This window comes from Thiobacillus sp., assembly GCA_024235835.1.
Classification (GTDB): Bacteria; Pseudomonadota; Gammaproteobacteria; order Burkholderiales; family Thiobacillaceae; genus PFJX01.
On record JACKLQ010000001.1, the window covers coordinates 1,379,672 to 1,392,500 of the forward strand.

9 protein-coding genes are annotated in these 12,829 nt (G+C 64.7%); 2 read left to right on the plus strand and 7 right to left on the minus strand.

The window, feature by feature from the left end; translation table 11 throughout:
- Positions 1 to 67: 67 nt before the first annotated feature.
- The 5 genes from H6935_06840 to H6935_06860 form a co-directional block, all read right to left on the minus strand.
- Positions 68 to 2,953, minus strand: a complete 2,886-nt coding sequence (locus H6935_06840) for a molybdopterin-dependent oxidoreductase (GenBank protein MCP5278062.1) — start codon at positions 2,951 to 2,953, stop codon at positions 68 to 70.
- Between the two features lie 179 nt (positions 2,954 to 3,132).
- The gene (locus tag H6935_06845; GenBank protein ID MCP5278063.1) at positions 3,133 to 4,788 is read right to left on the minus strand and encodes a DUF11 domain-containing protein; all 1,656 of its coding nucleotides are present in this window, start codon (positions 4,786 to 4,788) and stop codon (positions 3,133 to 3,135) included.
- 185 nt (positions 4,789 to 4,973) lie between these two features.
- Positions 4,974 to 6,302, minus strand: coding sequence for a TRAP transporter large permease subunit (locus tag H6935_06850; GenBank protein ID MCP5278064.1), 1,329 nt, complete (start codon positions 6,300 to 6,302; stop codon positions 4,974 to 4,976).
- Positions 6,299 to 6,847 (minus strand): TRAP transporter small permease, encoded by a 549-nt coding sequence (locus H6935_06855; protein ID MCP5278065.1) that lies wholly within the window; start codon positions 6,845 to 6,847, stop codon positions 6,299 to 6,301. The genes H6935_06850 and H6935_06855 overlap by 4 nt, the downstream gene beginning before the upstream one ends.
- 12 nt (positions 6,848 to 6,859) lie before the next feature.
- Positions 6,860 to 7,891, minus strand: coding sequence for a TRAP transporter substrate-binding protein (locus tag H6935_06860; GenBank protein ID MCP5278066.1), 1,032 nt, complete (start codon positions 7,889 to 7,891; stop codon positions 6,860 to 6,862).
- 81 nt (positions 7,892 to 7,972) lie between these two features.
- Here H6935_06860 and H6935_06865 point away from each other — a divergent pair, with 81 nt between their 5' ends.
- Positions 7,973 to 9,253: a dicarboxylate/amino acid:cation symporter gene (locus tag H6935_06865; GenBank protein MCP5278067.1), complete on the plus strand. Its 1,281-nt coding sequence runs from the start codon at positions 7,973 to 7,975 to the stop codon at positions 9,251 to 9,253.
- On the opposite strand, the gene H6935_06870 is transcribed toward H6935_06865, so the two are convergent.
- On the minus strand, positions 9,247 to 11,193 hold the full coding sequence (locus tag H6935_06870) for an SLC13 family permease (GenBank protein MCP5278068.1): 1,947 nt from the start codon (positions 11,191 to 11,193) through the stop codon (positions 9,247 to 9,249). The genes H6935_06865 and H6935_06870 overlap by 7 nt on opposite strands.
- 120 nt (positions 11,194 to 11,313) lie before the next feature.
- Positions 11,314 to 11,976, minus strand: coding sequence for an HAD family hydrolase (locus H6935_06875; GenBank protein ID MCP5278069.1), 663 nt, complete (start codon positions 11,974 to 11,976; stop codon positions 11,314 to 11,316).
- Between the two features lie 84 nt (positions 11,977 to 12,060).
- Here H6935_06875 and H6935_06880 point away from each other — a divergent pair, with 84 nt between their 5' ends.
- Positions 12,061 to 12,720: an energy-coupling factor ABC transporter permease gene (locus H6935_06880; protein ID MCP5278070.1), complete on the plus strand. Its 660-nt coding sequence runs from the start codon at positions 12,061 to 12,063 to the stop codon at positions 12,718 to 12,720.
- Positions 12,721 to 12,829 lie beyond the last annotated feature (109 nt).

Sequence of the window (12,829 nt, forward strand, 5' to 3'; positions counted from 1 at the left end):
ACCGCCTCAAGGGAGGCAACCACCCCCTCGGGGGGCAGCGAATGAATATGAGTGTGGGGGCCGCTCATCACAGGCCTCCTTTCATGAACTTGCCGGCGAAGTAGTTCAGCCACTTCTGCCGCTTGGGCGTGCCCGGCGCGGAGGGCACGGCCGGGAACTGGGGCCAGGTCTCGCCCTGCTCGTCATGGGCGGCCTTGTAGAGCCGCACCCGCACGTCGTACCAGGCGGCCTGGCCCGTGACCGGATCCGAGTTGGACAGGTGCTCCCCCGCCTCGGTGGCGGGCAGTTCCTCGGAGATCACATGGTTGAGCAGGAAGCCCTGCCTGCACTCGTTGGCCTTGGGGTCCAGGTTCCAGGCCCCGGCGGCCTTGCCGATGGCGTTCCAGGTCCACACCGTGCCCGGCTCCACCGCCTCCGACAGCCGCGCCATGCCCTTCACCCGGCCCCACTGGGATTCCACCCACACCCAGTCGTCGTCGGCAATACCCTGGGCCGCCGCCGTCTTCGGGTTCACGTACAGGTAGTTGTAGGCGTGGATCTGGCGCAGCCAGGCGTTCTGGCTATCCCAGCTGTGGTACATGGCCATGGGCCGCTGGGTCACGGCGTTCAGCGGATACTTGTGCTTGTCCGAGAGGGTGGCCTCCAGGGGCTCGTAGTAGAAGGGCAGCGGATCGAAGTAGGTGGCGATGCGCTGCTTCAGCCGCTCCGGCGGCTGGCGGCCGTCCCCCTTGCCCTGGGCGGCCAGGCGGAATTTCTGCAGCACCTCGGAGTAGATGTGGATGTTGATGGGCTCCGCGTGCCGGGTCATGCCGTGGGCCTGGGCCCATTGCAGGTAGCCCTGGTTCCAGTTGCGCATGTACTGGTAGGACTTGGGCATGTGGTAGTGGAAGACGCAGTTGTTCTGCTCGTACATCTGCCACTGGTTGGGGTTGGGCTCGCCCTTCATGGACTTCTCGCCCCCCAGGCCCCGCCAGCCCGCCAGGAAGCCGATGCCGGAACCCGGCGCGGTCTCGAAGTTGGTGATGAAGTCCGGGTAGTCCCGGTACTTGCGTTTGCCCTGGGCGTCCACGAAGGCGGGCAGTTTCAGGCGGGAGCCCAGCTCGATGAGCACCTCCTGGAAGGGCTTGCACTCGCCGGTGGGGGGCAGCACGGGGATGCGCACGGAATCCACCGGGCCGTCGAACTCGGAGATGGGCCGGTCCAGCATGGACATGGCGTCGTGACGCTCCAGGTAGGTGGTGTCCGGCAGGATCAGGTCGGCGAAGGCGGTCATCTCCGACTGGAAGGCATCGGCGACGATGATGAAGGGGATCTTGTGTTCCCCGTTCTCGTCCTTGTCGTTGAGCATCTTGCGCACCTCCACCGCGTTCATGGTGGAGTTCCAGCTCATGTTGGCCATGAAGATGAGCAGGGTGTCGATCTTGTAGGGATCGCCCCGCCAGGCGTTGGTGATGACGTTGTGCATCAGGCCGTGCACCGAGAGCGGGTATTCCCAGGAGAAGGCCTTGTCGATGCGCACCGGCTCGCCGTCCGCGTCCACGAACAGGTCGTCCGGGTCCGCGGGCCAGCCCAGGGGCATGCCGTTCAGGGGCGTGTCCGGCCGCACGTCCTCCGGACCCTTGGGCGTCTTGGGACACGGGGGGATGGGCCGGGGGAACGGCGCCTTGTGGCGGAAGCCGCCGGGCCGGTCGATGGTGCCCAGGATGGACATGAGGATGCCCAGGGCCCGGATGGTATGGAAACCGTTGGAGTGGGCGGCCAGGCCCCGCATGGCGTGGAAGGCCACCGGGTTGCCGGTGACGCTCTTGTGCTCGTTCTCCCACACGTCGGTCCAGGCGATGGGCAGCTCGATCTTCTGGTCCCGGGCCGTGACGCCCATCTCGTGGGCCAGGCGGCGGATGGTGTCGGCGGGAATGCCGGTGATGCTGGCGGCCCATTCCGGCGTGTAGTGCTCCACCCGCTCGGTGAGCAGCTGGAACGCCGGCTTCACGGGGGTGCCGTCCGACAGCGTGAATTCCCCCAGCAGGCGGGGGTCCACACCGGGGGTGTTGGTGCCCACGGGGCGGTCCATCTCCCGGTCCCACCACAGCTTGTTCTGGGGGTCGAAGCAGCCTTCCTCCGGCGGCACCTCGAAGCGCACGAACATGCCGTGCTCCGGGCTGTCCGGGTCCAGGTTCACCAGTTCGGCGGCGTTGGAGTACTGCACCAGGAAGTCCCGGTCGTAGAGGCCCTGCTTGATGATCTCGTGGATCAGGGCCAGGAGCAGGGCGCCGTCGGTGCCGGGCTTGATGGGAATCCATTCATCGGCGATGGCGGAATAGCCCGTGCGCACCGGGTTGATGGAGATGAAGCGGCCGCCGTTGCGCTTGAACTTGGACAGGGCGATCTTCATGGGGTTGGAGTGGTGGTCCTCCGCCGTGCCGATCATGACGAACAGCTTGGCCCGGTCCAGGTCCGGCCCGCCGAATTCCCAGAAGGAACCGCCGATGGTGTAGATGAGGCCCGCCGCCATGTTCACGGAGCAGAAGCCGCCGTGGGCCGCGTAGTTGGGGGTGCCGAACTGGCGCGCGAACAGGCCGGTCAGGGCCTGCATCTGGTCCCGGCCGGTGAACAGGGCAAATTTCTTGGGGTCCGTGGCGCGGATCCTGGCCAGGCGTTCCTCCACGATGCTGAAGGCCTCCTCCCAGGAGATGGGCTCGAACTCGCCGGCGCCCCGCTCGGCGCCCTGCTTGCGGCGCAACGGCCGGGTCAGGCGGCCGGGGGAGTACTGCTTCATGATGCCGGAAGAGCCCTTGGCGCACAGCACGCCCTGGTTCAGGGGATGTTCGCTGTTGCCTTCGATGAACCGTACCTGGCCGTTCTGCAAATGCACCTTGATGCCGCAGCGGCAGGCGCACATGTAGCAGGTGGTGGTGCGGACCTCTTCGTGAAGGGCGGAGGTGCCTTGTGTCATGTCTTGTCGTTCCAACTGCTGGCCGCCGAAACAGGCAAGCGGCCAATATAGTAAATAAGGATTTTCTCATTTACCGATAGTGCTTCAAACCTCCATTGCTACCAGGCGAAAAAAAAGCGGCACTGGGTGACCGTGCCGCTTCAGGGTTCGGCGGGAAATCCCCGCCGAGGCTTGCCAGGTTACTTGAACAGCGTGGTGGCCTCCGTCTCCTGCACGGGACGGCTGCGCAGGTCGCTGGTCATTTCCACGAAGAAGCGGTGATCCGCCGGCTTCACCGCCTTGGCGGTGACCTTCCAGGTGGCCGCGGCGCCGGGGGCCAGGGCCGGCAGGGGCGCGAACTCCACGGTGTTGCCGGTGGCGGTGCCCCCAGTGGCCCCTTCCGAGCCCACCAGGGCCATGCTGTCCTCCAGCACGGCCTTGATGCGCAGGTTCACGTCCGTGGCGGAACCCTGGTTGGTGGCGGTGATGACGTAGGTGGTCTCCTTGCCCACTTCCACCGGGTCGGTGATGTCCACCACCTCCAGCAGCACGGCGGGGATGCCCTTCACGTCGGTCTTGGCGCTGGCGGAAGCAGCGTCGGCGCAATAGGCGGTGGCACGGGTGGTGCTGGTGACCATGCCCAGATTGCCTACGCCCAGGGCCACGTTCAGCTCCCTGCTCTCGCCCGGCTTCAGGTCGGCCAGACGCCATACCACCTTGCCCGCCTCGGCCTTGCCGCCATCGCTGGCGCTGGCCAGGGAAGCACCGGCCGGCAGCATTTCTTCCACCACCACATCCTTGGCCACGGCATCGCCGGTGTTGGCCACCTTGATGGTGTAGGCCACGTCGCGGCCCAGCAGGATCTCATCGCGGCCGGACTTGGAGACTTCCAGCACGGGCTGGGTGACCTTGGTGCTGGCGGCGGCCTCGGCCTTAAGCTCGGGGCTGGCGCTGGCCACGGGCTTGAATTCATACGTGCCCGGGGACTTGGCAGCGAACATGGCATCCACGGTGCGGCTGGTGCCGGGGGCCAGGTCGCCCAAGGCGGCCACGCCCAATACAGTGCCGTCCTTGGCCATGAGGCCGTCCGGCGCATTGCCGGTGAGGGACGCGTCCTTGGAAGTGCCGGTGCCCGGGTTGCTGACCACATAGCGTACGGGGATGGGTTCGCAGCGCATCACCTCGACGGGGGCGGTCACCGTCAGGTTCAACTTGGGCTCCACCACGTTGAAGACCTGGCAGGAGGCCACGTCATAGGCCCCGCTGACGCAACTCTTGGCCGATGCGCCGGCAGGATAGGAGCCACGCACGACGATGTCCCGGGTTTCCTTGCCGGCCATCTCGCCCAGGTCCCATTGCAGGTTGTTGCCGTTGGACTGGGTGGTGGGAGGCGTGCTGCTGACCAGAGCAAAGCTGTCGCCGCATGCGTCGGAAACGGATACATCCTTGAGGGCGGAGGGAGTCAGGTTGGTAACCCTGAGCAGGTAGTCGAAGGGCTGACCTGCCACCACCTCCCGGGGGATCAGACGTTCCACCATGAGTCCACTGGACTCCTTCACCCCGGTGGGGACGTACAGGTAGCTGCGCAGCCAAGGATCCGCGGGAGCAGCCGCCTTGGGAGCGGCCTTCGGCGCCGGCTTGGCTGCCCGGGCCTCCGGGGCGGTGGGGCACTTGCCGTTCAGCAGCGCCTGACCGGGACAACCGATGGTCTGGTACAACTCGTAGCCCGTTGTCTTGCCGCTGGCGCTGGCAGGGTTGGCAGGGTTGTAGTAGGGCTCGGCCGCATGGACCTGAATGGCACCCGCCCAGACCAGGGCCGCTGCCAGGGAACTCAAGGAAACAAGGGACACACGCATGACTTCCTCCTGCGTTTTGTGGGTTACTGAAGATGCCCGACCGGGAATTCGGGCAGGCAGATGAACGTTCCCTAGGGGAAGGATTTTACAGGCGCCTACATTACCTCTCAAACCATGACAGGTCTGTGAGAGGTTTCACAGCGCATTCGATAATTTAGGCAAAAAACAGTTTAACCACCTTGTCGTCAGTCAAACACGGCGCCGCCAGGCACCGGAGTGGGCGAGGACGGGTAAAGCAGATCCACCAGCCAGAGGGAAATCTCCGGCACGTAGGTGATGAGCATCAGGTACACCAGCATGACCCCCACGAAGGGCAGGGCTGCCCTGGACACGCTGGTAAGGCCCATGTGGGACAGGTGGCTGGCCACGTAAAGGTTGAGGCCCACCGGCGGGGTGAGCATGCCGATCTCCATGTTCACAGTCATGATGATACCCAGGTGGATGGGGTCGATGCCCAGGGCCACGGCGATGGGCATGAACAGGGGGGCGAGAATCAGGATGATGGAACTGGGCTCCATGAACTGGCCCGCCAGCAGCAGGGTGATGTTGACGATGACCAGGAACTGCCAGGCCTCCAGGTTCATGTGGGTGACCCACTCGGCCAGGGCCTGGGGGATCTGCTCGGAGGTGAGCAGGAAGTTGAACAGGATGGCGTTGGTGATGATGTACAACAGCATGGCCGAGGTGTTGGCGCCGTGCAGCAGCACCTTGGGCACGTCCCGCAGCTTCAGGGTGCGGTAGATGACCGTGGCGCAGAGGAAGGCGTAGACCGCCGACACCGCCGCCGCCTCGGTGGGGGTGAAAATGCCGCCATAGATGCCGCCCATGACGATGACCACCAGCATCAGGCCCCAGAAGGCATCCAGGAAGGACTTCCACACCTCCTTGAGACTGGCCCGGGGCACCGTGGGGAACTTGTGCTTCTTGGCGTAGAGAAATGTCACCCCCATGAGCAGCATGCCCAGCATCATGCCGGGCACGATTCCCGCGACGAACAACTTGCCGGCGGACTCGGAAGTAGCCACCGCGTAGATGATCAGCACGATGGAGGGCGGGATGAGGATGCCCAGGGAGCCGGAACAGGCGATGACCCCGGTGGAGAACCCTTTGGGATAGCCCTGCTGCACCATGGCCGGCAGCATGAGGGAACCGATGGCCATCACCGTGGCCGGGCTGGAACCGGACAGGGTAGCGAAGAAGGCGCAGGCCACCACCGAGGCCATGGCCAGGCCGCCGGGCATCCACCCCACCAGGTTCACGGCGAAATTGATGATGCGCTTGGCCACGCCTCCGTCGGTGAGGAAGGCGCCGGCCAGCACGAAAAACGGCACCGCCATGATGGAGAAGCTCTCCAGGCCGGTGAACAGGCGCTGGGAGATGATGTTCACCGTCTGCATGTCGAAGGACGAGAAGCCCAGCAGGAACACCAGCACCGTCATGCCCAGGGCGATGGAAATGGGCGTGCCGGTGATGAGCATCAGGGTGAGGATGCCCATGATGATCGCGGCGGTCATTTGGCTAGCTCCTTCGCGCTCGTTTGCACGTTATCCAACGCGCCCTCGCGCAGGTCGGCGGTGGGACCGGCGGAGACCACCTCGCCCCGGAACAGGAAACGCACCAGGGACTGGATGAAGCGATAGCACATCAGGCCGGAGCCGAAAGGGATGGCCAGGTAGATGATCCACATGGGCCACTCCAGGTCGGGGGATATCTGGCCGGTCCCGTGGATGAACACCACCCAGCGGGCGCCGAAGAAGGCGATGACGCCGGTGAAGATGATGCCCAGTGAAATGCCGGTGATGATGAGCGCACGACGCCTGACACCCTCCACCTTGTTCACCACGTAGTCCACGCCCACGTGGATGCCGGTGCGCACGCCGTAGGCTGCACCGAACTTGGCCATCCAGATGAACAAGTAGATGGTGAGCTCAGTGGCCCAGGTGAAGCCGGTGCCGAAAAGGTAGCGCATGGCCACCGAGACGAAGGTCGTCAGGGTGGCCGCCGCCATGAAGGAGAGGATCAGCCACTCCTCCAGGTGGTCCAGGACACGGTTGATCATGGCCTGACCGCTTTACTTGCCCTTGCCTGCCTTCTCCACGTCTGCCGCCACCCGGTAGGCGGCCTGGATCATGTCGCGGCCGATCTTGTCCTCGAACTCCTTGTGCACCGGCAACAGGGCCTTCCACCAATTGATGCGATCCTCCAAGGACAGGACATGGACCTGGGTAGTGCCGGCCCTGCGCACGGCGGCCAGGGCATCGTCGTTCTCCTTCTTGGCGATGTCGCGCTCATACTCCGTGGCGTCCACCATGGCCTTTTCCAGGACCTTGCGGACATCGGCGGGCAGCCCCTCCCAGAAGGCCTTGTTGACGATGACGGCGTAGCCCAGGTAACCGTGCTGGGACAGGGTCAGGTGCTTCTGCACCTCATGCATCTTCTGGGTGTAGAGGTTGGAGATGGGGTTCTCGGTGCCGTCCACCACCCCCTGCTGCAAGGCGGAATAGACCTCGGAAAAGGCCATCACCTGGGGATTGGACCCCAGGGCCCGCATCTGTGCCTCCAGCACCTTGGAGGACTGGATGCGCATCTTCAGGCCCTTGAAATCAGCCACGGTACGCAGGGGCCGGTTGGCGCTCATGTGCTTGAAGCCGTTGTCCCAGAAGGCCAGGCCGACGATGCCCTTGGGCTCCAGCTGGCTGAACAGCTTCTTGCCGATGTCGCCATCCATCACGCGGTACAGGGTTTCCTTGTTGGGAAAGATGTAGGGCAGATCGAAGAGCTCGAAGGCCCGCACGCCCAGGGGACCGAACTTGGACAGGCTGGGAGCCAGCATCTGCACCGCGCCCAGTTGCAGGGCCTCCACTTCCTCACGGTCCTTGTAGAGCTGGGAGTTGGGGTAGACCTCCACCTTCACCCGGCCCTTGGTGCGTTCCTCGGCCAACCTCTTGAAGTGGTCCGCCGCCTTGCCCTTGGGGGTGTTGGGCGCCACCACGTGGGAAAATTTGATGACGATGGGTTCGGCGGCTTGAACAGCGGGGCTTGCCAGACCCAGGGCCAACCCTGTGACTAGGGCCAGCTTGACGAGGATATTGCGCACTTTCATGTCTTATCTCCTTTCAAACCCCGGTAGTCGGAGTAGTCATAATAGGCCCGAATTGCACCAATAAGGAACACCATGATCCGCATGAAGCTCCATTGGCAGGTACTCATCGCCCTCGCCATGGCCGTGCTGGCGGGCAGCGCCACCCGGCCGGACAGCCTGCTGGCTGGCATTTCGCCCCTGGCCATCTACGACTTCCTGGGCAGTCTTTTCCTCAACGCCCTGAAAATGCTCATCGTGCCCCTCATTGTGGCGTCCATCATCGCCGGCCTGGCCAACAACCGGACCACCGCCGGCCTGGGCCGCCTGGGGGGCAAGACCCTTGCCTGGTATCTGACCACCACCGCCCTGGCCGTGCTGGTGGGTTTGCTGGCAGTGAACCTGGTGCAGCCCGGCCTGGTGGACGGCCAACCGGCCAAGGACCTCCTGGGCCTGGCCGCCGAGACCGGAGCGGTGATGGAAAAGGTGGCGGGCCGGGACAGCGGCGACCTGGTGGAGATCCTGCTGCGCATGGTGCCCCCCAACATCGTCAGTGCCGCAGCGGAGGGGCAGATGCTTGGCCTCATCACCTTCAGCCTGCTGTTCGGCTACTTCATCACCCGCCTGCCCGAGGAACTGGGCCGCAGCCAGCGCAGCTTCTGGGAGGGCTTCGCCCAGGTCATGCTGAAGATCACCGAGCTGGTGATGAAGTTCGCCCCCATGGGCGTCTTCGGCCTGGTAGCCAAGGTGGTGGCCACGTCGGGCCTGGAGGCCTTCCGCCCCCTGGCAGGGTTCTTCTTCACCGTACTGGCGGCCCTGGCCATCCACATGTTCGTGGTGCTGCCCCTGCTGCTTAAGTTCGTGGGAGGGGTGAGTCCCCTGCGCCATTTCCAGGCCATGTCCCCGGCCCTGCTAACGGCCTTTTCAACCGCCTCCTCCTCCGCCACCCTGCCCCTCACCATGGACTGCGTGGAGAAGCGCGCGGGGGTTTCGGAACGCACCTCCTCCTTCATCCTGCCCCTGGGGGCCACGGTGAACATGGACGGCACGGCCCTCTATGAATGCGCGGCGGTGCTGTTCATCGCCCAGGCCTACGGCGTGGACCTGAGCTTCATGCAGCAACTCACCGTGGTGATTCTGTCCCTGGTCACCTCCATCGGCGTGGCGGGCATCCCGGCGGCCAGCCTGGTGGCCATCACCCTCATACTGACCCACTTCGGCCTGCCCGCCGAGGCCATCGGCCTCATCCTGGCCACGGACCGGCTGCTGGACATGTGCCGTACCAGCGTCAACGTATTTTCCGACGCCTGTGGCGCCGTGGCCATCGCCCGCACCGAGGGGGAATCTCCTCTTTCAGGAGCTCGAAGCGGAGAAACGTCTCAGTAGACCAGGTTCAGCATCAGCATCATCACCGCCAGGAACAGCACGGTCATGACGCCGCCAGCGCGCATGAAATCGACCACCCGGTATCCCCCGGGCCCCATGATCAGGGCATTGACCTGGTGGGTGGGCAGGAAGAAGGAGTTGGAGGTGGCCAGGGCCACGGTGAGGGCGAACACCGCCGGGTTTGCGCCGGCCCCGATGGCGATATTGACCGCCAGGGGCACCAGCAGCACCGTGGCGCCCACGTTGGACATGACCAGGGTGAAGAAGGTGGCGAGCACGGCGATGGCCAGTTGCAGCACCCAGGTGGGCACGCCCCCCAGCAGGGACAGGGTCTGCTGGGCGATCCAGGCGGCGGTGCCGCTGGTCTCCACCGCCAGACCCAGGGGAATGAGGCTGGCCAGCAGGAACACGGACTTCCAGCTAACCGCCTGGTAGGCCTCCTCGATGCGCAGCACCCCGGACAGGATCATGCCGATGGCGCCGGTCATCAGGGCGACGGACAGGCGAATGTCGGTAAACAGCAGCATGAACAGGGCCACGCCGAAGAAGACCAGGGCCGGGACCACCTTGTGGGGACGCAGCTCCTCGTGGGGATATTCGGTGGTGATGACAGCGAAATTCCGGTCCTTCTCCAGGTGGGCCAGGGCCTCCCAGGTGGTATGCACGATGAGGGCGTCGCCGGCCTTCAGGGGCAGATCACGAATGCCATTTCCTTCCCGCAGGGTCTCGCCCCCCCGGTGCAGGGCCACCATGGCGATGCCGTAGGTCTTGCGCATCCATACGTCCCGGGCGCTCTTGCCGATGAGGCTGGAGCGGGGCGGGATCACCACCTCGGCGATACCGGCCCTGGTGGCCGCCAGGGACTCGGCGAAGGTCTTCAATTCATCCCTCAGCTCCAGTGCGTTGTCAGCGATGAATGCCCGCATGTGCTCCGGGGAAGCCAGGATACCCATCACCATTCCGGCCTGGATGCCCAGGTCCCGGGCCAGGCTGCCTGGGCCTACCCGCAGTTCCTCGCTACTGCGCTGGGCAGCGATGACGCGCACCTTCCAGGTGGTCTCCAATTCGTCGAAGAGCTTGCCTATAAGGGGTGAACCCGCGGGCACCACCACCTCGAACAGGCCGTAGTCCAGGCCGTACAGGTCCTGGAAATACTTCATGGTGTTGGTGCCGGTGGTGACGCCCTCGTTGTTGCCGCTGGGGAGGACGAAGCGCCCGGCCAGGACGAAATAGGCGATGCCGGCGATGAGCAGGGCCACGCCGATGGGGGTCACGGAGAACAGGGACCAGGTCTCCATCCGCTGCGCCGGCGGCAGGGCCTGGTTGGAGGTGAGTATCAGGTCGTTGAGCAGGATCAGCGGACTGGAACCCACCATGGTGATGGTACCCCCCAGGATGGCGCAGAACCCCATGGGCATGAGCAGGCGGGACATGGGCAGGCCGGTGCGAGAGGATATCCGGCCCACCACCGGCAGGAACAGGGCGGCGGCGCCCACGTTCTGCATGAAGCTGGAAATGAAGCCCACGGTACCGGAGATGGCGGGGATGATGCGGGCCTCGGTCTGGCCCGCCAGCTTCAGGATGGTGCCCGCCACCTGGCTCATGAGACCAGTCTTGTCCAGGCCGGCGCCGATGATCATGACCGCGATGATGGAGATCACCGCGTTACTGGAAAATCCCCGGAACAGCTCGGAGGAAGGCACCAGGGGGCTGGCCAGTCCCAACTGGTCGCTGAACCCGCTGACGAGCCCCAGCAGCACCATGACGCTCACCGCGGCCACGTCCACGCCCACCACCTCGAAAGCGAACAGGAACACGGTAAGCAACAGTATCCCCATGACTACGGCGATCTCCGCGCTGGGCACCACGCTGGCGGCGAAGGCGCCCATGCCCAGAAAGACAAAGGCGGCGATGAGGGTCTTGGGGGGGATCTTGTTCATGTTCGGGCGGGGGCAAGGTAAAGAAACGAAAAAACCTCGCCATTCTATAACCCAGCCCTGCGTCCTCCCTTAACCTCCCTTTTCATTTGCTCCATCACCCCCCAATCGCCACCTTGTCCGCTACGCGCCCCTCAGGCTGATGACGGGCCAGCCCCGGGCCTCGGCGTGAGCCCTCAGGGTGGGGTCCGGGTCCACTGCCACGGGGTGGTGCACGTGGGCCAGCAGGGGGAGGTCGTTGAGAGAGTCGCTGTAGAACCAGCTCTCCGCCACGTCGGCCCAGGTCTTGCCCTGGGCAGCCAGCCATTCCTCCAGGCGAGCCACCTTGCCGGCCTTGAAGGAAGGGATGCCGGACACCTTGCCTGTGAACCGGCCATCCCGCAGCTCGGGCTCCGTGGCGATGAGGTGCGCCACCCCCAAATGGCGGGCGATGGGGGCTGTGACGAAGCTGTTGGTGGCGGTGACGATGACCTGCACATGGTCCCTGTGATTTTCCAGCAGGGCTGCCGTGCCCGGGGCAACCATGGGGATGACCTTGCGGGCCATGTAGTCCCGGTGCCAGGCATCCAGCTGTTCCCGGCTGTGGCGGGCCAGGGGCATCAGTTGAAAATCCAGGAACTCGTGGATGTCCAGGGTGCCCGCCTTGTAATGGTCGTAGAACGCCTGGTTGCGGGCCTCGTACACCTCCCGGTCCAGCACGCCCTGCTCGATGAGGTACTGGGCCCACTCGAAATCCGAATCGCCGGCCAGCAGGGTGTTGTCCAGGTCAAAAAGGGCAAGACGCATGGGGGCTCCATCAGCACTTTCTAATAAAATGAGCCGGCATTTTACTCGACGCTGCATTGTGGCAATTTTTCAGTATCCCCCACCGTGAACCTGCTTTCCGCCCACATCCCCACCCTCTGGCTCTGGCTTTTCTGGCTGGGGGCACTGGGCCTGACCATCCTCCTGATCCGGCGTACGGCCTGGTCCATGCTGCTGGACCGGGCCAATCTCAACATATTCCTGGGGGCCACGGTGGCGGTGCTGGGCCTGTGGCTCATCAAGGCGGGCATCAAGCCCGGGCTGAACTTCCACCTCCTGGGGGCCACGGCCCTGACCCTCATGTTCCGCCCGATGTTCGCCCTGCTTGCCCTGGGGCTGATCACTGCTGCCATCAGTCTGTGGCAGGGCCAGTACGCAGCATTTGCCGCCAACTGGCTGCTCATGGGCGCCCTGCCCGTGGGGGTGAGCTGGGCCATCTACCGCCTGGTGGACGGCAAGCTGCCCAACCACCTGTTCGTCTACATCTTCCTCAACGCCTTCTTCGGCGGAGCCATCGCCATCATGCTGCTGGGCTTCGTGTCCACGGGCTACATCGCCTTGTCCGGCGCCTACACCCTGGATTACCTGCTGGAGGAATACCTGCCTTACTACCTGCTCATCGCCTGGGGCGAGGCCTTCGCCACGGGCATGATGGTGACGCTCATGGTGGTGTGGCGGCCGGAATGGGTGGCCACTTTCGACGACCGGCGCTACCTCAACCGCTAGCCAACCCGCTCCCCGGGGCAATGAAGGCAATAGAAGGACCAGGACCCCGGCTACGCCCTGCTGGACACCGAAACCAGGGACCTGCGTTGGTTTGGGTTTTCCCACGACT